At 35.6% G+C, this 22842-nt stretch carries 20 protein-coding genes; 12 read left to right on the forward strand and 8 right to left on the reverse strand.

Annotated features, from left to right (window positions below; translation table 11 throughout):
- Window positions 1–67: 67 nt before the first annotated feature.
- From KKI44_RS01840 to KKI44_RS01870, 7 genes are all read left to right on the forward strand, one after another.
- A complete protein-coding gene (locus tag KKI44_RS01840; protein ID WP_214589588.1) occupies window positions 68–1138 on the forward strand; it encodes a branched-chain amino acid aminotransferase in 1071 nt (356 codons plus the stop codon).
- 2206 nt (window positions 1139–3344) lie between these two features.
- Entirely contained in the window at window positions 3345–3854 is a 510-nt protein-coding gene (locus tag KKI44_RS01845) for an FKBP-type peptidyl-prolyl cis-trans isomerase (RefSeq protein ID WP_214589589.1), read from the forward strand.
- Between the two features lie 81 nt (window positions 3855–3935).
- Window positions 3936–4973: a peptidylprolyl isomerase gene (locus KKI44_RS01850; protein WP_250902211.1), complete on the forward strand. Its 1038-nt coding sequence runs from the start codon at window positions 3936–3938 to the stop codon at window positions 4971–4973.
- Between the two features lie 153 nt (window positions 4974–5126).
- Window positions 5127–5702, forward strand: a complete 576-nt coding sequence (locus KKI44_RS01855; RefSeq protein ID WP_214589590.1) for a hypothetical protein — start codon at window positions 5127–5129, stop codon at window positions 5700–5702.
- Window positions 5703–5833: 131 nt separating this feature from the next.
- Window positions 5834–7330, forward strand: a complete 1497-nt coding sequence (locus KKI44_RS01860; protein ID WP_214589591.1) for a DUF6119 family protein — start codon at window positions 5834–5836, stop codon at window positions 7328–7330.
- 93 nt (window positions 7331–7423) lie between these two features.
- Complete coding sequence (locus KKI44_RS01865; protein ID WP_214589592.1) at window positions 7424–7990, forward strand: hypothetical protein; 567 nt, start codon at window positions 7424–7426, stop codon at window positions 7988–7990.
- A gap of 735 nt (window positions 7991–8725) precedes the next feature.
- Window positions 8726–9619, forward strand: coding sequence for a hypothetical protein (locus tag KKI44_RS01870; RefSeq protein WP_214589593.1), 894 nt, complete (start codon window positions 8726–8728; stop codon window positions 9617–9619).
- A 97-nt stretch (window positions 9620–9716) separates the two neighbouring features.
- On the opposite strand, the gene KKI44_RS01875 is transcribed toward KKI44_RS01870, so the two are convergent.
- The 7 genes from KKI44_RS01875 to KKI44_RS01905 form a co-directional block, all read right to left on the reverse strand.
- Window positions 9717–10088 (reverse strand): hypothetical protein, encoded by a 372-nt coding sequence (locus KKI44_RS01875; protein ID WP_214589594.1) that lies wholly within the window; start codon window positions 10086–10088, stop codon window positions 9717–9719.
- Between the two features lie 1597 nt (window positions 10089–11685).
- The gene (locus tag KKI44_RS01880; protein WP_214589595.1) at window positions 11686–13041 is read right to left on the reverse strand and encodes a M28 family peptidase; all 1356 of its coding nucleotides are present in this window, start codon (window positions 13039–13041) and stop codon (window positions 11686–11688) included.
- A complete protein-coding gene (locus tag KKI44_RS01885) occupies window positions 13042–14448 on the reverse strand; it encodes a M20/M25/M40 family metallo-hydrolase (RefSeq protein ID WP_214589596.1) in 1407 nt (468 codons plus the stop codon).
- Window positions 14449–14502: 54 nt separating this feature from the next.
- The gene (locus KKI44_RS01890) at window positions 14503–15747 is read right to left on the reverse strand and encodes a DUF1015 domain-containing protein (protein WP_108410250.1); all 1245 of its coding nucleotides are present in this window, start codon (window positions 15745–15747) and stop codon (window positions 14503–14505) included.
- A 3-nt stretch (window positions 15748–15750) separates the two neighbouring features.
- The gene (locus KKI44_RS01895) at window positions 15751–16713 is read right to left on the reverse strand and encodes a D-2-hydroxyacid dehydrogenase (protein WP_214589597.1); all 963 of its coding nucleotides are present in this window, start codon (window positions 16711–16713) and stop codon (window positions 15751–15753) included.
- A gap of 114 nt (window positions 16714–16827) precedes the next feature.
- Window positions 16828–17892 carry a 3-phosphoserine/phosphohydroxythreonine transaminase gene (serC, locus tag KKI44_RS01900; RefSeq protein WP_214589598.1) on the reverse strand — a complete coding sequence of 355 codons (1065 nt, stop codon included), beginning with the start codon at window positions 17890–17892 and terminating at the stop codon, window positions 16828–16830.
- A 124-nt stretch (window positions 17893–18016) separates the two neighbouring features.
- The gene (locus tag KKI44_RS01905; RefSeq protein ID WP_034682968.1) at window positions 18017–18367 is read right to left on the reverse strand and encodes a 4Fe-4S binding protein; all 351 of its coding nucleotides are present in this window, start codon (window positions 18365–18367) and stop codon (window positions 18017–18019) included.
- 59 nt (window positions 18368–18426) lie between these two features.
- On the opposite strand from KKI44_RS01905, the gene KKI44_RS01910 reads away from it, so the two are divergent.
- The 5 genes from KKI44_RS01910 (at window position 18427) to KKI44_RS01930 (ending at window position 22168) form a co-directional block, all read left to right on the forward strand.
- The gene (locus KKI44_RS01910) at window positions 18427–19461 is read left to right on the forward strand and encodes an acyl-CoA reductase (protein WP_214589599.1); all 1035 of its coding nucleotides are present in this window, start codon (window positions 18427–18429) and stop codon (window positions 19459–19461) included.
- 35 nt (window positions 19462–19496) lie between these two features.
- Window positions 19497–19943, forward strand: a complete 447-nt coding sequence (locus KKI44_RS01915; protein ID WP_214589600.1) for a peptidylprolyl isomerase — start codon at window positions 19497–19499, stop codon at window positions 19941–19943.
- Window positions 19944–20010: 67 nt separating this feature from the next.
- Complete coding sequence (locus KKI44_RS01920; RefSeq protein ID WP_214589601.1) at window positions 20011–20487, forward strand: peptidylprolyl isomerase; 477 nt, start codon at window positions 20011–20013, stop codon at window positions 20485–20487.
- 38 nt (window positions 20488–20525) lie between these two features.
- Window positions 20526–21461 carry a hypothetical protein gene (locus KKI44_RS01925; protein WP_214589602.1) on the forward strand — a complete coding sequence of 312 codons (936 nt, stop codon included), beginning with the start codon at window positions 20526–20528 and terminating at the stop codon, window positions 21459–21461.
- A gap of 20 nt (window positions 21462–21481) precedes the next feature.
- Window positions 21482–22168, forward strand: coding sequence for a Bax inhibitor-1 family protein (locus tag KKI44_RS01930; protein WP_214589603.1), 687 nt, complete (start codon window positions 21482–21484; stop codon window positions 22166–22168).
- A gap of 425 nt (window positions 22169–22593) precedes the next feature.
- Here KKI44_RS01930 and KKI44_RS01935 read toward each other — a convergent pair whose 3' ends face one another.
- Window positions 22594–22842, reverse strand: a complete 249-nt coding sequence (locus KKI44_RS01935) for a DUF6952 family protein (RefSeq protein WP_087709871.1) — start codon at window positions 22840–22842, stop codon at window positions 22594–22596.

Raw genomic sequence — 22842 nt, forward strand, 5'->3', positions numbered from 1 at the left:
TTACTCTAAAATTTTTATATTTAGAAAATTATGTTAAATTTGTAGAACCTCATAAAAAATTTTAGAAATGATAATTCAAAAAACTGAAAACTCCCGAATTTCTACATTCGACCCAAACAATTTTTCATTCGGAAATACTTTTATCGATCATATGATCATCTGTGAGTACGAAAACGGAAAATGGGGTGATGTAAAATTGGTTCCTTATGGTCCTTTAGCGTTTACACCGGCTATGATGGGTGTAAATTACGGACAGGCTTGTTTTGAAGGTATGAAAGCCTACAAAGACAAAGACGGACAGGTTTTCCTTTTCAGGCCCGAAAAGAATTTTGAACGTATCAATAAATCGGCAAAACGTCTTGCCATGCCGGAAATAACGGAAGAAATGTTTTTGGACGGACTTAAAGCATTGGTAGATATCGACAGAGAATGGATTCCTTCCGGAGAAGGGATGTCTTTGTACATCAGACCATTAATTTTCGCTACAGAAGAAGCATTGAAGGCGAGAGTTGCCAATAAATATATGTTCGCCATCGTTGCAACTCCTGCAAAGATGTATTATACAGAACCTGTTTCTGTAAAAATTTCAGACCATTATTCAAGAGCGGCAAGCGGTGGAGTAGGTTCTGCTAAAGCTGCCGGAAACTATGCGGCTTCTTTCTACCCGACTCAGTTGGCAATTGAAGAAGGATATGAGCAGATTATCTGGACTGATGACGCTACTCACGAATATTTCGAAGAAAGCGGAACGATGAACGTTTTCGTAAGAATCAATGATACGATTTATACACCTCCGACTTCTGAAAAAATCCTTGACGGAGTTACGAGAGACAGCTTCATCCAATTGGCTAAAAAGAGAGGAATTGAAGTAAAAGTAGAACCTATTAAAGTTCTGGACGTTATAGAAGCTCAGAAAAACGGAACTTTGAAAGAAGTTTGGGGAGTAGGAACAGCAGTGGTTACTACCGTTTTCCAGGCTTTAGGTTACAAAGGAGAAAAGCTTGAATTGCCAAGATTATCAGACGAAGAAAGCTTCGCCGTTACTTTGAAAAACGATCTTGTTAATCTACAGACGAACCTTTCAGATGATCCTTTCGGATGGAGAGTTTTAGTGGATCACGTATTGGAAACAGTTTAATTTTTTAAATGTTAGATATTGAAAAGCCGGAAATTTTTTCCGGCTTTTTGTTTTAAATTTTTATCAGTTAAGTAGTTTGAAGTGAAGATCGTTGCTCCTTTAGGAGCAGAATCTGTGTAGAAGTAAGAATAAGTCTATCAATCCATAGGATTGATATCTATAATTCTCAATTAATTATTTTCTAAAAGATAGCGTTCCTACGGAACGCCGAACGTAAGCCTAAATATGATTTCTACACAGATAAAACTCCACAGAGTTTTTTATTCCGAATGTATTATTTATCGCTGTTTTTAAAATTCATATATTATTCTTTGCTTAGATCCTTTCAGGATGCCAAGCTGCATGATGATTATCATCTCTCGCAGATTTTGCAAATTTAGCAGATGATTAAGCAGAAAAATGAGCACAATCTGTTAAATTATTTACAGTATGTTTGTCATGCTGAAAGCATCTAAGCAAAGTTTACAATGTATTGTTGAAAGCCTTGGATGACAAAAATGCTGTCAATGGATTTGAGAAAGGATAAACAATTCTACGTTGAAAAAAATCCGCGTAATCTGCTAAATTATTTACAGTATGTTTGTCATGCTGAAAGCATCTAAGGAAAGATCTCAATGTATCGTTGAAATCCTCTCAAGAGGACAAAAATGCTGTCAATGGATTTGAGAAAGAATAAACAATTTTACATTGAAAAAATCTGCTTAATCTGCAAAATCTGCGGGAGATTATTCAAAAGATTCTTCATTCCATATTGCTTCGCAAAATTTCAATCAGAATGACATGGGATTGTTAAAGATTTTGGGAGATAAAAAGAATTGTTGACAATTATTCATTGTTTTGTTTTTCGTTTAGTATTCGCGGTGTCACTCTGAGCCTGTCGAAGAGCTTTTTTTCGAGCCATTTATTTATAGATTTTTGTTCTTTAAAAGTCCTGTGTTTAGATCCTTTCAGGATGACAAGCTGCATGATGATTATTATCTCTCGCAGATTTTGCAAATTTAGCAGATGATTAAGCAGAAAAATCCGCGTAATCTGTTAAATTATTTACAGCATGTTTGTCATGCTGAAAGCATCTAAACAAAGTTTACAATGTATTGTTGAAATCATTTTCAGGATGACAAAAATGCTGTCAATGGATTTGAGAAAGAATAAACAATTTTACATTGAAAAAAAATCTGCATAATCTGCGAGAGATAAAGCAAAAGATTCTTCATTCTATAATGCTTCGCAAAATTTCAATCAGAATGACATGGGATTGTTAAAGATTTTGGGAGATAAAAGAATTGTTAACAATTATTCATTGTTTTGTCTTTCGTTTAGTATTCGTAGTGTCACTCTGAGCCTGTCGAAGAGCTTTTTTCGAGCCATTTATTTATAGATTTTTGTTTTTAAAAGTCCTGTGTTTAGATCCTTTCAGGATGACAAGCTGTATGATTATTATCTCTCGCAGATTTTGCAAATTTCGCAGATGATTAAGTAGAAAAATCAGCACAATCTGTTAAATTATTTACAGTATGTTTGTCATGCTGAAAGCATCTAAAGAAAGTTTTCAATGTATGGTTGAAATCCTTTTCAGGATGACAAAAGTGCTGTCAATGGATTGAGAAAGTATAAACAATTCTACGTTGAAAAAAATCAGCACAATCTGGTAAATTATTTACAGTATGTTTGTCATGCTGAAAGCATCTAAGGAAAGATCTCAATGTATCGTTGAAATCCTCTCAAGAGGACAAAAATGCTTTAATTACATGGAGAAAAGAATAAACAATTTTACATTGAAAAAATCTGCGTAATCTGCAAAATCTGCGGGAGATTATTCAAAAGATTCTTCATTCCATATTGCTTTGCAAAATTTCAATCAGAATGACATGACTCGTTAAAGATTTGAATAAAATAACAAGCTGTACTTGTTTCGGGTATTGTAAGAAACGTCTGCAATCCTAGCCGGGATTGGAGCAATTGTCTGAGCTCATTTTTTTAGTTTACGGCGCGGCGAAGCCGCGCCGTAAACTAAAAAATAGCGAGTGCGGAAAGCGCGATAAAGCTCCTGAAAAATAAAAAAACTTTCAAAAGCAGTGGAAATTTACATCATAATCCTTCGACTGTTTCACACTCAGGAAGACAGGGGAATTGTCACAACTTTTAATTCAATAAGTTCCTGAAGTTTTGTAATTGATTCCCGAAATGTGTATTTTCGCAAAAGTTTATGAAAAAAATACTCTTCATATCGATACTGGGTGTACTGAGCTGCAGCAAAAATGCGCAGACTCATCCTCCCGTTGGCGGCGTTCTCAGCAAGAACGATCTGGATGTTTCCAAAAACAGGATGAAAAACCTGAATACACAGGAAAGATACCATATTCAGGAATGGATTGGCAATCAGCCGGTAAAGTTTTATCCTACACAGCTTAATTACTGGACGAATACGGAAGGTTTTGACCAAAGGCAGAGAAGGCAGGACAATACGCTGATTTCTTATTCTTACGATCTGTACGACTTTGATCAGACGAAAATCTACGATCAGCCAATCACAAGAAGAGATGCCAAATTCGGTCATTTTGATGAACTGAAGGCGGTAGAAGATGCTTTGCGTTTAATACACGACGGTGAGGAAGTTACGCTTCTGGTTCCGTCTGCACTGGCGTATGGAACGTACGGAGATGAGAAGAAAATAGATAACGACATCCCATTAATCATAAAATTAAAAGCATTATAATCCATGAAATTGTTTAACAAGAATATAATTCTGGCGGCGGCAAGTGTTTCGCTGATGAGTTGTACACCAATTTATAAAAAAATGAACGTAGACAAAGAAACTTACGAAGGTCTTAATGACGGACTTTATGCGAATCTTCAGACGACAAAAGGTAATTTGATCGTAAAATTCGAGGATAAAAAAGCACCGGTAACTGTGGCTAATTTTATTGGTCTTGCAGAAGGAAAAATCGATAACAAAGCGAAAGCGAAAGGCGTTCCTTATTATGACGGAACGATTTTCCACAGAGTGATTAAAGATTTCATGATTCAGGGGGGAGATCCTCAGGGAACAGGAATGGGAGATCCGGGATATAAATTCGAGGACGAAAGAAACGATCTTAAGCATACCGGAAAAGGAGTGCTTTCTATGGCAAATTCGGGACCGAATACCAATGGTTCCCAGTTCTTCATCACGGAAGTGGCTACACCTTGGTTAGACGGAAGACACACGATTTTCGGGAAAGTGGTGAAAGGTGAGGATGTAATCGATGCGATTGCAAATGTAGAAAAAGGAGCGCAGGATAAACCTAAAACTGACATCGTTTTGGAAAAAGTTTCTGTTTTCAGCAAAGGAGACGAGTACAAGAACTACGATGCAGCAAAAACCTTCACGGAAGGAAAAGCTAAAATTGCAGAAAACAACAAAGCGTTTTTAGCAAAAGAAGAGGCTGAAAAAGCTAAAAAAGAAGCTGAATTTAAAGCCAATCAGGAGAAAATGGTTGAATATCTGAAAGCAGGAATGCAGAAAACAGAATCCGGTCTTTACTATAAAATTACGAAAACAACAGAAGGAAAAGCTCCGAAAGCAGGGGACAACGTTTCTGTACACTATGCAGGAAAACTGGTAGACGGATCGGAATTCGATTCTTCTTTCAAGAGAAATGAGCCGATTGAAATTCCTATCGGGATGGGAAGAGTAATCAAAGGTTGGGACGAAGGAATCCTTTTGTTAAAAGAAGGTGAAACGGCTACTTTACTGATTCCGCCGGCAATGGGCTACGGAGAAAGAGGAGCAGGAGGAGTGATTCCGCCAAACGCATGGTTGATCTTCGATGTTGAGCTTGTAAAAGTAAAATAATCTGAATCTTACAATATTCTGAAAGCCGTCCGAAAGGATGGCTTTTTTCGTTGCCGTTTGTTTGTAACGATTCGTCGGACTTCTGCGACAGATTTAAGGAAAGAAGAAGTAATCGTCTTCTTTAAAAATCGTAACAACTGTCTATTTAAAATTATGAAAACCAAATCATTCCTGTTTCTGTTCATGTTCCTGTCGTTGATATCTTTTGCTCAAACGAAGGCAAATCCGGAAGATGCAGCCATTAAACAATCGTTGTCGTATTTTGTGAATACGATTAAAACAAAGAAAATCGATCAGTCGGTGAATTGTATTTATCCCAAATTTTTCATGGTGATTCCGAAAGATCAGATGACGCAGATTCTGAACATTACCTACAACAATCCTTTTATGAAGATTGAAATTCAGGATTTTAAGTTTGGGAATATTGCAAAGCCGGAACAGATTGAAAAAGAATATTTCTCCATCGTCAATTATTTACTCAAGCTGAAATGCAATGTCGGTTCCCTGAATGAAGACATGAAGAAGAAGATTCATGCGATGCTGATTCAGAAATACGGCAAAAACAATGTACAGTATGCTGCGAAGGAAAATTCTTACGTCATTAACGCCAATATGAAAGCGTGTGCCGTTTCCAAGGACAAAAAATACTGGAAGTTTGTGATCCTGGAAAATGAATACAAACCTCAGTTGGTAAAAGTGCTGCCGAAGAAGATTTTGGATAAAATTTAAACTTTTTGATTTTATTTATTGAAAACCATCCGAAAGGGTGGTTTTTTTGTTGAAAATTCAGGGAAAATACGGTTTTTCGTAAGGGATTCAAATTATATCTTTATAATTTAACAGAATATAATTATAGAAATATGTCAAAATTTAATATTTATAAAATTCCAAAAGTAAACCAAGAAGATTTAATCCAGAAATTTAATTCAGTTGGATTACATCAAATTAGCTCTAGATATATAAGAAATTTCCAATTAGATTTTTTCTTATCAAGCGATCCTGAATTAATAGATATTTGGTGGACAGAATACTATTCTGATTTTTTTGATGAAAATGAGATTCCTCAAAATAAAATATATTTTGGTTGTTTGATTATTTATAATGATGAATTATGTTATGTAGTAAGTTTAGGAAAAACACACTTTTATTTGAAAGAATTTTCAGATTTGGAATTTGGAATAAATCTAGCTGAAAGAATAATTGACATTAATAATTTGAAACTAAAAAATTCAAAATTCTACAAATCTAAAAGAAGTAAATCTATAGTCTCTTTTTCAGAAAATACAAGTTTAGATTATGATAGTGGAGAATCTTTACATTTTGTAAAAGCTAAAACAATAGATCAAAACTTATGGGGTAATACAGCTAGCTTTGGACACTCAGTACAATTAAGTATGGATATTCCAATTCAACAACTTCCAGTTTTAATAGAAAGGATTGAATCTAAACTTTCTGAAGATCCAATCGCAAATTTTCCAAAGGCAGAACCTATAAAAGATCAAAGTGAAATTGATAGGTTAGATATTTTAATTGCTGAAGGTATAAGAGACCATGATTCAAATGTCGGAAATGATGAATTTGATTTATCCGGTGTTGATTTTATTTTTACAAGTAATGCTGTTTTTGTTTTTAAATTAAAAGGAACTAATATTGAAAGTGAAAATTTTATGGAACTTTTTATGGAAGATTTAAGAGAGTTTCTAGAATTAAATAACATAGATATAGTTGATAAACTAAATCGTATTCAAGTAAAATTTATTAGAGATGAAGGGAGAAATTTAACTAAATCATTAAAATCAATCTTACAATATGTTACTGATGATAGAGAAACTTTAATTGATGGTAAATGGTATAAATTTAATCAATCCTATGTTAATTTACTAAATGAAAAAGTTGATAAAATTCACTTTAATCATTTTCCTAATTTTGATTATCCTACTAGAATTATTGAGGATACGTTTAATGATGATAGAGTTAGTGATGGATATTTGAATTTACACACATCAATGGTTACAATAGCTAGAAGGTATACTGTTGAAAATATGGATTTGTATAAAGATGAAACTTTATTTTTTGTGAAAAAGGGTGGACCGAAGGAATTAAATTATGCAATTGATCAAGCGACAAACATAATTAAACTTCTAAAGAATAATGAATCTAAAATCCAAAATAACGGAATAGATTTAAATGTTACAACAATTAATATTTGGGGATTAATTGAGAGAGTGACTAATATAAATAAGGTTTCTGACTTTCGGTCTTTAATATTTATAATGAAAATGAATGAATTATACAAAGAGACTTCAGATGCGGGTTTGTCGTTAAGCTTTAATATTAACTATATAAATCGTCCTTGAAAGTAAGTTCTCATTTCCCCAAAAAAACCTTATTTTCGGTTAAAATAAGTCCATGAAAAACTCACTCCCCAATTTCCGCTCAATCTAAAAACCATGTTAGAAAAAAACCATCTCGAACCTTGCGGAAGCAGTTCGAGCCATAGAAGTCTCGGCAGTTTTGTGAAAATCATGAATGCACTCATGGGAGAGGTGTATGCAGAACTGTATTTTCTGGAAATTCCCTCTTTCGATACCGAAAGAATTCTGTTCGTAGAAAGAAAAAAAGGAATCGAAAACTACCGCATCGTTTATAAAATTGCAGAGCGTGCGATCCGCCTTTCGGAAGGTTACGAAGAAGAAAGAATTTTAGAATATCAAAGAAAGCTGTCACCGAATTCCTATAAAATCCTGCAACAATTGTTTGAAAGCGCGCTTTACCAGACGAGATATCCTAAAGAGCGTCGTATTGTTCTCGACGGAGTACAGTATTATTTCTCCAACATTTTGAAAATGGGAAAAATCTCATCACCCGAAGAGAATTCTTTAATCGGAAAACTCATAGATATCTGCGAAAGAATAAAAAATATGATTCAGTCAGACAACAGACCGTTGGTTTTTGAGGATGATTTCAGAGGTGAAATGGAAGATTTAATCAGGGAGATAAATGGTGATTTAGAATAGTAATGAATGGTTTTCTTTCATTCTGAAGAAGAATTCCAGATAAACACAGTCTGATTTTTTATAAAAGACTCTTCGACAGGCTCAGAGTGACACCGCGAATACTAAACGAAAGACAAAACAATTAATAATTGTTTACAATTCTTTTTATCTGCCAAAATCTTTAACGGTCGCTTGTCATTCTGATTGAAATTTTGCGAAGCATTATGGAAAGAAGAATCTTTTTGAATCATCTCCCGCAGATTGTGCAGATTACGCAGATTTTTTTTCAATGTAAAATTGTTTGTACTCTCTCAATGTCTTTAGAGTATTTTTGTCATCCTGAAATAATCTCAACGATACATTAAAAACTTTGTTCAGATGCTTTCAGCATGACATACTGTAAATAAATCACCCTCCAATTGTTCTGAAAGTTATTTTATTTTTTGGTTTCTCGCAGATTGTGTAGATCTTGCGGATTTTTTCTACTTAATCATCTGCTAAATTTGCATAATCTGCGGGAGATAATAATCATCCAGCTTGTCATCATGAAAGGATCTAAATAATGACTTAAAAGAACAGAGATCAATAAATAAAGCATTCAGAATAAAAGACTCTTCGGAAGGTTCAGAGTGACACTGCGAATACCAACTGAAATCCTTCTGAATTTTACAAAACATTAAACTACCCAAAATAGCTATTCCGTAAATAAAAGGGAAATCTTACCTTAGCAGTACACTAAATTTAAAACTTTTAACTATGGCTTACGATTTTAAAATCCGTTCCGCAGTTACTTCCACAGGAAAAACAGCATATTATGCAAAGCTGACCGGTCTTACAGAACCGGAGTTTTTTGTGGCATACAAAACGAAGTATGAGGAAAGATTCGGACTTTACAATGTTTCGGTTTCTAATAATCTGGTATACAATGCCGCCGATTATGTGAACGAATTTGGTTTTTGGGCATACTTTATCGAGGCTACCGCGAAAGTGGAAAGTCAGGGCTCTTTTCTCTGTCTCAATACCTATGACAGAGCCTACTTTACGTTCGGTTTTATGCAGTTTGCAGCACACGTTCCGAACGGAGATTTTGTAAGATTTTTCAGGAAGTTGCTGGCTTTGGAAAACGCTTCAGACTATTTCCCGAGACTTCGCCTGATCGATGACAGAATCTATTATAAAAATGATACAGGAGCGACCTCACAACTCGAGAATGACAGCAGCTCCCAAAAGCTGATGGAATATCTGAATCCTACCACTAATGAAGTGGAACAGCAGGAACTTATCTGTTCGGCAAGATTTATCCATTGGGCGACCAACGACCCGAATCACAGAAGAGTACAGGTGGAACAGTCGATCAGTCTGTACAAAGAAAACATGAAAAAGTACAGCAAAAGGCTTAATCTGAACGGTTATCCTGCAAAAGTATGCTTTATGATCTGCGATATTCTGCATCAGGGAAGAGGAACGTATGACAGGATCAGTTATGCGCTGGATACCGACAGTCACGAAAAAGCATTCCAGAATCTTTGTACAATAGGAAATACCCACTATCCGACAAGAATCAACGGACTGAAAGCCCATCTGAAAAAGCTGGAACAGGCAGGATTGTTCAACAAAAAATATAAAGCTGACACGAATGAGGTTGTGTAGAAATTAGCTTAAAGAAATATAAAAACAGACGGTAAAAATGAATGTACCGTCTGTTTTTTTAGTGAATAAGAATCTTATGGATTGTTGGGAATTGTCACTATTTCAGGATCGATCCACAGTTAACACCCACGGTTTCCATTTTCTTTCTGATCCCCATTTTTTCTGCTTTTTTCGCAAGTTCTTCCTTTTCTTTTTTGTCTTTCATCGTATTCAGCTTGTCAAGCATTTTAAGCTCGTCAGTAGTTAATTTTGCACCAAGATCTTTAGTAAGACAGTCTGCAAATTTCTCAGCCTTTTCTTTGGGAGTTCCTTCTTTTACCATGCTTTCAGAAATGTCTTTATACATTGCTTTTAAGATGGATTCCTTGGAATTCGTAGTCTGTACTTTTGTTTTGGCTTTAGATTGTGCCATTACGATCTGGCTGCTGCATACAAGGATCATGCAGAATGCAAAAATGAGTTTCTTCATGTTTATTATTTTAGGGGCTAAAAGTAGGATAATTTTTTGAGAGTTGAGACACCGAATAAAATTTATTTTAAAGTGCTTCAATGGATGAAAAATATTTAACAATTATTCATTGTATAAGTATTGCAGTTAGTATTGGAGATGTCACTCTGAGCCTGCCGAAGAGTCTCTTTTTCCTAAGGTTTTGTTCATCGCTGAACAATCGTTATAATTTGGTCAGATCTTTTCAGGATGACAAGCTACATGAATGATTATTATCTCCCGCAGATTTTGCAAATTTAGCAGATGATTAAGTTAAAAATCTGCGCAATCAGCGAGAAACCAAACAATAAAATAACTTTTAGAACAATTGGAGGGTGATTTATTTACAGTATGTCATGCTGAAAGCATCTCAACAAAGTTTTTAATGTATTGTTGAAATTCTTTCAGGATGACAATGTAGCGTTAAAGGTTTTGTTAAAAACAATCTTTCATTGTTTAAATAATACAGTTAGTATTCGCGTTGTCACTCTGAGCTTGTCGAAGAGCTCGTTTCTGAATGTTTTATTTATTGATCTCTGTTATTTTAAATCATTTTCAGGATGACAAAGTGATGTAAAGGCATTTTAGAAAGTACAAACAATTTTAAATTGAAAAAAATCTGCATAATCTGCACAATCTGCGGGAGATCCTTTTAGAAAGATTCTTCTTTCCATAATGCTTCGCAAAATTTCAATCAGAATGACATAATTGTGTTAATGATGTTACCAAAGAAAATAACGAAGCAATTTTTCATTGTTTTAAATATCGCATTAAACATTCGCGGTGTCACTCTGAGCTTGTCGAAGAGTCTCTTTTTCGTAGGATTTGTTCATCGCTGAATAATTTTTATAATTTGGTTAGATCCTTACAGGATGACAAAAAGCTGTAAAGACATTTTAGAAAGTACAAACAATTTTACATTGAAAAAATCTGCGTAATCTGCATAATCTGCGAGAAACCAAAAAAAATAACTTTTAGAACAATTGGAGGATGATTTGTTTACAGTATGTTATGCTGAAAGCATCTAAACAAAGTTTTTAATGTATCGTTGAAATTCTTTCAGGATGACAATGTAGCGTTAAAGGTTTTACTAAAAACAATTTTTCATTGTTTAAATAACACAGTTAGTATTCGCGTTGTCACTCTGAGCCTGTCGAAGAGCTCGTTTCTGAATGTTTTATTTATTGATCTCTGTTATTTTAAATCATTGTTTAGATCCTTACAGGATGACAAAAAGCTGTAAAGACATTTTAGAAAGTACAAACAATTTTAAATTGAAAAAAATCTGCGTAATCTTCACAATCTGCGAGAAACCAAAAATAAAATAACTTTTAGAACAATTGGAGGATGATTTGTTTACAGTATGTCATGCTGAAAGAATCTGAACAAAGTTTTTAATGTATTGTTGAAATTCTTTCAGGATGACAATGTAGCGTTAAAGGTTTTACTAAAAACAATCTTTCATTGTTTAAAAAACACAGTTAGCATTCGCGGTGTCACTCTGAGCCTGTCGAAGAGTCTCTTCTTCAAAATTTGAAACAAAAAAACCGCCCTTTAAAGAGCGGTTGTGTATGATATTTTACCAGTTCTTATCAATCATATAAATAATTTGCGTCAGAGTACTCGCACCGAGCAGAAGTTCCCTTCGGTTTACTTTTTCAAAAGTATCTTCTTCTGTGTGATGAATGTCGAAATACCGCTGAGAATCGGGAACCAGTTCCGCTGTCGGAATTCCTAAATCGTGAAGCGGATAAAGATCTGTCCCGGAATAGGTATTTTTAAAATCATAAACTCCGTAAGGTAAAAACAGGTCTGCCCAACTCTGGATCTGCTTTCTTTTTTCGTTATCCATATCAAGGGAAATTCCTCTCGGGGTAAATCCTCCGGCATCCGTTTCTATGGCAAAAAGATGCTTTTCATTGTTTTCTTTCACGGTTTTACCGTACATAACGCCACCTTTTACGCCGTTTTCTTCATTGGCAAAACAAACCACACGGATGGTGTGATTATTCTGAATGCCTAAATTTTTAAAAGTCCTCAGAACTTCAATGCTCTGCACAATTCCGGAACCGTCGTCATGGGCGCCTTCACCCACGTCCCACGAATCCAGATGTCCGCCGACAACGATTACGCTTTTATCTTTCTTTCCGGTAATTTCTCCGATCACGGAGTGGGAGAGTTTTTCGCCTTTCATTCCGCAGTTGGAGTTGAGTTTGGCGGTAATTTTCTGTGATTTTAAAAGTTCTGCCAGTTCATCTGCTGTCGTGCTTCCGACCGCAACAGCAGGAATTTTTTTATCATCCTGATAACGCATGGAACCTGTATGCGGAACATCATCAAAAGCAGAGGAAAGAGAACGGATGATCGCAAATTTTCCACCTTTTTTAGCTGTTAATGATGCAGCGGTAGATCTGTATTTTGCGGCATCACCATATCCTCTGAAAGTTTCTATATACGTCTGGCTGAAAGGATAATTGAAGAACACAATTTTATCCTTCACCTGCTCCGGCGAAAGTTTATCATATTCTTCCATGGATCTTACCATGATAATTTCTCCTGAAATATCTTTTCCGCCTGTTCCTTCAGAATTTCCCAGAGAAAGCATTTTTAAGCTTTTCCATTTTCCGTTGGAGGTTTTAATGTGTAAAGATTCTTTTCCGCGAACCCACACCGGAACCATTACTTCCTGTAGCCAGACTTTGTCGGCTCCTGCATCACGAAGTTTTTGTTCTGCCCATGTTACGGCCTTTTCGTAGGATGCTGAACCGCTGAGACGATGACCGATATTTTTGGTTAATTCTCTCAGCTCGTTGTATGCTTTTCCTTTGTTTAATATTTCCGTAGAAATTTTTGCAAACTGTATGGAGTCTTCTTTTGCCTGACCAAAAACCGCCAAGCCCAGAAGCGTTAAAGTTGTTCCTAATATCTTTTTCATTTACCAGTTTTTATCAATCATAAAAATCATTTGCGTCATTGCCACCGCACCGAGAAGAAGCTCTCTTTTGTTCACTTTATCAAAGGTATCCTGTTCGGAATGATGATAATCGAAATATCTTTGGGTGTCTACCACAAGCTCAGCCAAAGGAATATCCATTTTCTTTAAAGGAGAAATATCCTGAATGGCTTCTGTCTGGTCAAAATCGTAAACGCCGTAAGGAAGGAAATAATTTTTCCATTCGAAAATCTGTTTTCTTCTCTGCGGAGACATATCCAGAGAAAATCCTCTCGGAGAATAGCCTCCTGCATCAGTTCCCAGTGCAAAAATGTGCTTTTCATCTTTCTTCTTCACGTACGCTGCATACATTTCGCGCCCCTGTCCGCCATTTTCACTGTTTGCATAGAAAACAACGCGTATCGTATGATTATTTTCAAGACCTAAAGCTTTGAATGTTCTTAAAACTTCAATACACTGTGCAACTCCGGTTCCGTCATCAATTGCTCCTTCTCCGAAATCCCATGAGTCGAGCTGCGCACCCAAAACAATTACCTTAGAATCTTTTTTACCCTGAATTTCAGCAATAATATTCGGATTCGTGGTGTCGCCTTTGGATTGGGCAGTCATATTCAGTTTAGCGGTAACTTTCTGGCTTTTTAATAATTTTTCCAGTTCATCGGCAGATTTTACTCCGATGGATAAAGCGGGAATTCTTATTTTATCATCCGGTTCGTAATACACCATTTTTGCGTGTGGCGTATCGTCTGAAGCCGTGGTTAATGATCTTATAATTAATGCTTTCGCTCCGGTTTTAGCAATGACGGAAGCAGAAATAAGTTTGGATTTTGCTGTGATTAAATAAGAATCGCTGGTATTGATGATCTTAGGATCCATCGGAAGATTCACAAAAACGATTTTATCTTTGAGCTGTCCGACAGACATGGCGTTAAGCTCTGAGGTAGAATTGATGAGTACAATTTCACCGGTAAGATCTTTTCCGCCCGTTCCTTCAGAATTTCCGAAAGAAAGCATTCTGATGTTCTTCCAGTCTCCGTTAGCGGTTTTTATCTGTAAAGATTCTTTTCCTCTGATCCAGACCGGAGCTTTGGCTTCCATTTTCCAGATCATATCGATCCCGATTTCTTTAAGCTTTTTTTCTGCCCAGTCTACGGCTCTCATGTAACCCGGCGTTGCGCTGAAACGCGGTCCGATTCCTTTGGTAAGCTGTCCCAGATTTTCATACGCCGTTCCGTTGGTCATGATTTCGTCGGAAATCTTTTTAAATTCATCATTATAATTGAATTTTTCGCCGACAGCAGTTTTCTTAACCGGTCTTTTAAGAGGTTTTTTTTGAGAAAATAAAAATCCACCCAAAAAGAGTGGAATGATAATGAATATTTTTTTCATTTTTTATTTACCTTTTCTTTTCCGCAGATAAAAGTAGGGAAAAAATAGTAATTTTTAAGGTTTCATATCGTACATTAATAGTGCGGTAACCAATTTAGGTTCAATAAAAGTGCATTTCGGAGGCATGCTGAGTTTCAGGTCTGAAATTTTAATCATATCATTGAAACTTACAGGGTAGATCCCGAATCCTGCTTTTCCTTCTCCGTTGTCTACTTTTTCTTTAAGCTGGTTGATTCCTTCAATGCTTGATGTTCCTTTTACGTAAGAAATTTTCTCCGAGCTGTCCGGATCTTCAATTTTTAAAATATCTTTAAAGATGTATTTGTCTAAAAGATGATGATCCAGATTATCCAGAGACATTTCCTGAGAACGGAGGTCGTGCTTTACGTGAAGCGAATAAAATTTACCGTCCATATACATCGAAATGTGGAATTTCTGTGAAGGAAAATATGCCGTTTCTCCTTTTTCGTGGATCAGGAAATATTTTTCCAGCTCCTTTAAAAATTCTTCGTTCGAAAGACCGTTAAGATCGGTTAAGATTCTGTTGTAATCGTGGATTTTAATCGACTGGTTGGAAACGATAAAGCTGTACACGAAATTGTAATGTTCCGTCCCGTTATGTCTTTTGTTTTTTTCTTTCTGATGTTTGGCGTTCAGCGCAGTAGAACCGATTCTGTGGTGTCCGTCTGCTATGTAAAAAGAATCGATCTGATCGATCACTTCCTTAAACTGCTGCAGTTTTAAACGGTTATCGATTCTCCAGATTTTATGACGGATTCCTTTGGTATCCACATGATTGAAGATCGGAACGTTTTTCTCCTCATGGTTCATCAGCAGTTCGATCTTCGAATTCGCCGGATAGGTAAGGAGTACAGGTTCTGCCTGAAGATTTACTTTTTCAAGATAATGAGCCAGTTTTTCCTTTTTCTGGGGAATGGTGCTTTCGTGTCTCTTTATTTTTCCGTTCCAGAAATCTTCGATGCTCGCTAAACCGAGAAGCCCTCTGAAAACCTGTTTGTTGGGATAAATCTGTTCATAAAGATAGTAGGCAGAATTGTCCTGAACGAGTTTTTTCTCTTCCATCAATTCTTCAAAAGTCGACCGGATTTTCCTTAAATTCCTGTCGATATCTTTGGATTTACTTACAACATAAGGCTTTATCATGTTAATGTAAGTGTCTTCCACCTGAGCTTTTTCCGCGATCTCTTCCTGCGTAAAATTGTCCAGAGGATGAGTAGGGAAGGTGCTCTCATAGTCTTTATGAGGTCTTATTCCACGAAAAGGTTTAAAAATAGGCATATTTTAGTTTATAGTTTCTTTAATCTTAATAATCTGTTCTGCAAGCTCAAGCCCGATTTTTTCCTGTGCATCCACAGTATTTCCGCCTACATGCGGAGAAAGGGAAAGCGAAGGATTCATCAGCAAAAGCACTTCCGGAGTGGGTTCTTTTTCAAAAACATCCAGTGCAGCTCCGGCAACTTTTCCGGATTCGATGAAGTCTATCAGGGAAACTTCATTCATCACACCTCCTCTTGCAGTATTTACAATGTAGACTCCGTCTTTCATTTTTTCAAATTGTGGCGTGTCTATGATATATTCGTTTGTTTTCGGCGTATTGAGACTGATGAAGTCTGTATCTTTTAAGAATTCATCCATATCATTGGTGGAAGTAATTTCGAAATTAACAGATTGTCCGTCGAAAAATTCCAGCGAAAGGACTTTTGTTTTAGGTTTTCTGGTAAGCACTTTTACTTTCATTCCCAGAGAGATTCCCATTTTTACAACTTCCTGCCCGATACTTCCAAAGCCGATAACTCCCAATGTTTTTCCTGAAAGTTCATATGCTTTCGAGAAGGATTTTTTCATGGCGTTGAAGTGGGTTTCTCCTTCCAAAGGCATTAACCTGTTGGATTCATGGAGAAATCTTGCTAAAGAAAAGAAATGTGCAAACACCAATTCTGCAACCGATTTTGAGGATGCAGTCGGCGTATTGATGATGTAGATTCCTTTATCAATAGCGTATTCCACGTCGATATTATCCATCCCGATTCCGCCTCTTCCGATAATTTTAAGACTAGGACAGGCATCAATGAGATCCTGTCTTACTTTGGTAGCGCTTCTTACCAAAAGAACATCCACGTTATTCTCGTTGATGAAATTAATGACGTGATCCTGTGCAACTCTGTTGTCCAGAACTTCTATTCCGGCATTTTTAAGTGCCTGTTCTCCTGCTTTCGAAATTCCGTCGTTGGCTAAAACTTTCATGGTTTTATTTTGACTTAAATATTTAATGGTTCAAAATTTAAACAGTCTCGCAAATTAAGAAAATTTAAAATAACATTAAATATTTGTTAAGTGTTTGAAATTTAATAATTTATATTATTTTATGGATTTCATAACATCTACTAAAACCTGTACGCTTTCAATCGGTAAAGCATTGTACAAACTTGCTCTGTAACCTCCCAGACTTCTGTGTCCGTTCAGTCCGCTGATTCCCGCAGCTTTCCATGCCGCATCAAATTCTTCTTTTTTGCTTTCGTCTGTAATTTTGAAAGATACATTCATTAAAGAACGGTCTTCTTTTACGCAGAATGTTTCAAATAAAGGATTGCTGTCGATCTCATCGTATAACAATTTAGCTTTTGCTTCGTTTCTGGCTTCTGCTGCGGCAATTCCACCATTGTTTTCCAGATGCTGTAACGTTAACAGAGAAGCATAAACAGGGAAAACCGGCGGTGTGTTGTACATGGATTCTTTAGAAATATGCTGAGCATAATCCAGAATAGAGAACATATTTTCTCTTCCTGTTTTTCCTAAAATTTCTTTTTTAATGACCACCAAAGTTACTCCTGCAGGTCCCATATTTTTCTGAGCTCCGGCATAGATCAAATCAAATTTTGAAAAATCTAATTGTCTTGAGAAAATATCAGAACTCATGTCGCAAACCATTAAAGTATCTACTTCAGGGAAAGACTTCATCTGAGTTCCGTAGATCGTATTATTGGAAGTGCAGTGGAAATAATCATATTCTGAACCTACGGTGTAATCTTTCGGAATGAAAGAGTAGTTTTCTTCTTTTGAAGAGCCTACAACGTCTACTGTTCCTACTTTTTTAGCTTCTTTAATAGCTCCTGCCGCCCATGTTCCGGTATCCAGATAAGCTGCTTTTCCGCCTACTTTCATCAGGTTGTAAGGAACCATGGCAAACTGCAGACTTGCACCGCCTCCTAAATATAAAACTTCGTAATCATCTCCTAAATTCATCAATCTTTTTACGATAGCGCGTGCTTCATCCATTACCGCTACAAAATCTTTGCTTCTGTGTGAAATTTCAAGAAGAGAAAGTCCGATTCCGTTGAAATCTAAAATTGCCTGTGCAGATTTTTCGAAAACTTCCTGTGGTAAAATACATGGTCCTGCGCTAAAGTTGTGCTTTTTGCTCATATTATTATTTTTTGGGATTTCCTGTAAAAATTTCTTCTTACAGATTCATTTATAGTTTCTTATTGGGTTCTTTTGAATTTTTGTATATAAAAAACCGCCTCATGATTGATGAGACGGCAGTTTTTTATTCTCCGTGTAAGAATGCTTTCTTATTAAGCAGTGCTTCTTCAGATTCTACATGATCTTCATCCGGAACACAGCAGTCTACCGGACAAACGGCTGCACACTGTGGCTCCTCATGGAATCCTTTACATTCCGTACATTTATCTGTTACAATGAAATAAACATCATCACTTACAGGTTCCTGCGGTGCATCTGCATCCACTGTAAGACCTGATGGTAATGTTACGGTACCTTTTAACTCTGTACCTTCTGAAGCTTTCCAGTCTACTGCTCCTTCATAAATTGCATTGTTTGGACATTCCGGTTCACAGGCTCCGCAGTTAATGCATTCATCAGTTATTTTAATAGCCATCGCTAATTTTTTTTAAATTTGCACAAAATTACAAAATATTCCCCAATTTTAAAGCAATTATGAATACCGAAAATCAAGTTTTAGGACTTACGAGACTAAGCCAATATATAAAAGACTTTTTAAATAAAAATCAGGAGGATTATAATGACAACGATTCTGACTTTGAATTGTTGTTAAAACGATCTGAAATTGAAAATCCGTGGTTTACCATTGAAAACCAGAAGTTTGCTTTGAAACAGTGGACGGATCTTCTTACGGAAGGAAATATTGCCGACTGGCTGAAAGAATATCAGATTTCAAAGACCACGAAAAGAGTAGGGCTTATTCTTGCCGGAAATATTCCTCTGGTCGGTTTTCACGATGTAATTTCTGTGGTGCTGAGCAATCATATTCCGGTGATCAAGCTTTCTTCAAAAGATAAATACATGATTCCGTTTTTATTAAAGAAATGGAATGAATTTTCGGAAGGAAATGTATCGTTTGAATTTGTAGAAAGACTGGAAAATTTTGATGCGGTAATTGCAACGGGAAGCAACAATACGGCAAGATATCTTGAGTATTATTTTAAAAACCACCTGAATATCATCAGAAAAAACAGAACTTCCATTGCTGTTTTAAAAGGGGATGAAACGGAAGAGGAGCTTAAACTTCTGGCGGAAGATATTTTCCGTTATTTCGGTTTGGGATGTAGAAATGTAACCCGGCTTTTTATTCCTCAGGATTTTGTTCTCGACAGATTATTTGAAAGTTTTCTGGATTTTCAGGAGATCATCAATCATAATAAATATGCCAATAATTACGATTACAACAGGGCGGTTTATCTTTTAAATCAGGATAAATTCTGGGATAATAATTTTGTAATGCTGAAGGAAGATGAAAAATTATTCAGTCCGCTTTCTGTTATCAATTTCAGCAGATATTCTTCTTTGGATGAGGTGAAAAGTTTTATTTTGGAAAACGAAGAAAACATTCAGTGTGTGGTGGCGAAAGAGGAGCTTGGTTTGGATTCCATTAAATTGGGAGAAGCCCAAAATCCGGGGTTGAATACGTATGCGGATAATGTAGATACGATGAAATTTTTATCCGTAATATAATTCTTTGTATCTTGCTGTCAGCAAATCATTTTATTATGAAAAAAATACTTCTGATTGTTGCGGCTTTGGCTTTTCAGGCGGGTTTTTCGCAGGAAAGCAAAATTAAAGTTGTTGAAAGCAAGAAAATAGAACTTAGTTCGGAATTGAGTAAAGATAAAATCGACTTTTATCATCCGTATTTTCTGAAATTTGTGGATGCATTAAAAAGATCGGATAAAGAAGCCGTCAATACTCTGATTTCAGATAAAGTGAAAAGTATTGTTTCAGATAATGTCATTCAGAAATTATCGGGAGGAATCAGCTTTGAACGTACATTTGAAGTGTATAAATCCGGCTACCAGAAACTATTGGATAACGAAACTTATCCGACAATTCAGTATAAATATAAAGATGATACGCTTTCTCCTCCAAGAGATCTGGTTACTGTGGTTTTCGAAAATGACGGTAAAATCTTAGGAGTAATGCCGGATTACAGTAGGTAATTTATAAGTGATAAGCAATACGGAATCGTGTATTCCGTTTATTGTTTATTGAAACAGTTTAAGCATAATGAAAAAAATACTTTTAGTTCTTTCCGTTTTGTCGGCGCCGTTTTTTCTTTCACAAAAGACGAAAAATGTGAAACCGGAAACAAAAAAGAACACGAACACAAATGTGACTCCCGATGTAAAACCCTCTTTAAGCCTTAGCAAAGAGGAAATTGAACTCTACAACGGAAAATTTCTGAAATTTATCGCAGCCCTGAAAATTGCTGACCGCAAAGCCATGGATGAACTTTTATCTGAAAAAGCTAAAAAGATGGTAACAGATGTTGTTTACCAGAAGCTTGCCGCAGATATTAAAACTGATAAAACTTTTCAGATTATCAAAGCCAGTTATAAACCCTTAATTGACGGAAGCAGCCTGCCAATGATTCAGTATAAATATTCTGATGATAAAGCCGTTGAACCGAAAGAGGTGATTACGGCAGTTTTTGAAACAGACGGAAAGATTATGGGAATTAAACCGTATAAGATTGTGAAGTAATTCAGGGATTTTTTTGATAAAACACGATGATAATTAAAATGTTAGGTATTCTCCTGATCAGTCAGTTTTGTTATTCTCAAAATATAATTCAGACTGATATTCAAGGGAAAAAACTGAATGATTTTATTCAGTTTGAAAATAAGTTAGGAAGCAAAGTTGTTAAGACAGATGAAGAGTACATTTCTTTCGAGCCCGTTCTTCAGCCTGTTATTTTTGAAAGGAAAGAAAAGGAAATCCCAAATCTTCGGGTATTTTATAAAGCCTATAAAACCGATTCTGTTATCGCGGAAATTCTTTATGAATGGGATGTTTACAATTTTGATAAAGGCGAAAATGTGAAGAAACCTGTGAGCTTTAATAAAGCCATGATAAAGAAATATGAAGAGCTTATGAAGGAAATTTCTGAAAAATATGGCAAAAGTACACAGAAAGGCGATTTAAAGAAACTGGAATTAATTAATTCTGACGACGGACTTGAAAGAAGCGATGAATGGAATGTTAATAGTGCTCTAAACATCAATTCCGATATCATTTTATCTGAATATTATGAAAAAAACGGAATGGTTACCACTTCTCCCACTCGTAAGATTAGAGTGTATGTAAAAAATGAGCGAAAAGAAGATGATGGAAATGCGTTAGCAAAAGAGAAGATAAGTTTATATACTATTGAATTTCTAAAATTTATTGAAAAGCTTAAAACTTCTGATTTTGCCGGAGCAAAAGATTTGCTTTCAGAAAAAATTGCCAGTTCCACAACGGATGATATGCTTAAAAAGTTAGCTGAAAATATTCATTTAGATAAACAGATTGATGTTTTTATGACGGGATTTCAGTTGGTAAATGACGGAAGCCAATATCCGATGGTTCAGTTTAAATATAAAGAAGAAGTTTCTTCACCCAAAGAAATGATCACCGTTCTTTTTGAGGATAGCGGAAAAATTATAGGAATAAAGCCTATGAAAAGATTAGAATAACATATTAAAAAATAAAAACTATGATGACAGATGTTTTAGTGGCGCATGCCAAAGAAGTGGAAAAGGCAGAATTTTATAAAAAAACGTATTTGCACGTTGCTTTGGCGATTCTTGCTTTTATTGGAGTGGAAACCGTATTGTTAAAAACCGTTCCGCCGGAAGTTATCGGATTAATGTTTCAGGGAAAATTTACCTGGTTATTAATTATCGGAGTATTTTGGCTGGCTTCTGTATTAGCGAATAAATGGTCTCTTTCGCAAAGCAGATCGGTTCAGTATATGGGACTGGGATTTTATATTTTGCTTGAAGCATTAATTTTTATGCCGATGATCTACATTGCAGTAGTGAATGTTGGAGGATCGATCATTTATCAGGCAGCAATGTTAACCATCGCGATGTTTGCAGGGATCTCTTTTGTAGCATTTACTTCAAAAAGAGATTTTTCTTTCCTTAGAAATATTATTGTAATCGGAGGATTTATTTCTCTGGGATTAATTGTTGGCGGAATGATTTTCGGATTCAACCTAGGTCTTTGGTTTTCGGTAGGAATGGTAATTCTGGCTTCTGCAACGATTTTGTACCAGACAAGCAAACTGAAATATTCTTACACGACAGATCAGTATGTTGGAGCTTCTTTACAGCTTTTTGCATCCATTATGCTTTTGTTCTGGTATATTTTGAGAATTTTAATGAGCAGAAGAAGCTAATTCAATAAGAGAAATTTTATAAACCCAAAAAATCCTGATGTCTTTTCATCGGGATTTTATTTTTGGTTTGATCTAAACACAAATGACACAATTTTTAAAAGGTATTCGTGTCTAAATTAAAACACAGATGGCACTAATTTGAGCACTAATGACACAGTTTTTAAAAATATTTGTGCTTATTCGTGCTTATTCGTGAAAGAATATTTGTGAAATTCGTGTTTGAACTAAAACACAAATGGCACTAATTTGAGCACTAATGACACAGTTTTAAAAACATTCTTGTTTATTCGTGAAAGAATATTTGTGAATTTCGTGTTTAAATAAAAAACGCAAATGGCACTAATTTTATCGCAAATGACACAATTTTTAAAAATATTAGTGCTTATTCGTGAAAGAATATTTGTGAAATTCGTGTTTAAAAAAAACTATCTGTCAATCGATCCTAAAACCTTCTGAGCAAAAGAATTTAAAGCATCTTTCTCGCTCATTCCGTTTTGTACGTTGGCGTGAACTTCCAGAGCTCCACAGATATTCGTAATTAATTCTCCTGCAACGTTCATATCTTCTTCGGTAGTTCCTCTGAATTCTGTAAAGCTTTCTAAAACTTCTAACGTTTTTTCAAGATTTTCAGGAGTCTGGTTCTGATAAAACTGTCTGATGATCGGTAACTTCAT

The organism is Chryseobacterium sp. ZHDP1 (assembly GCF_018603435.1).
GTDB lineage: Bacteria > Bacteroidota > Bacteroidia > Flavobacteriales > Weeksellaceae > Chryseobacterium > Chryseobacterium indicum.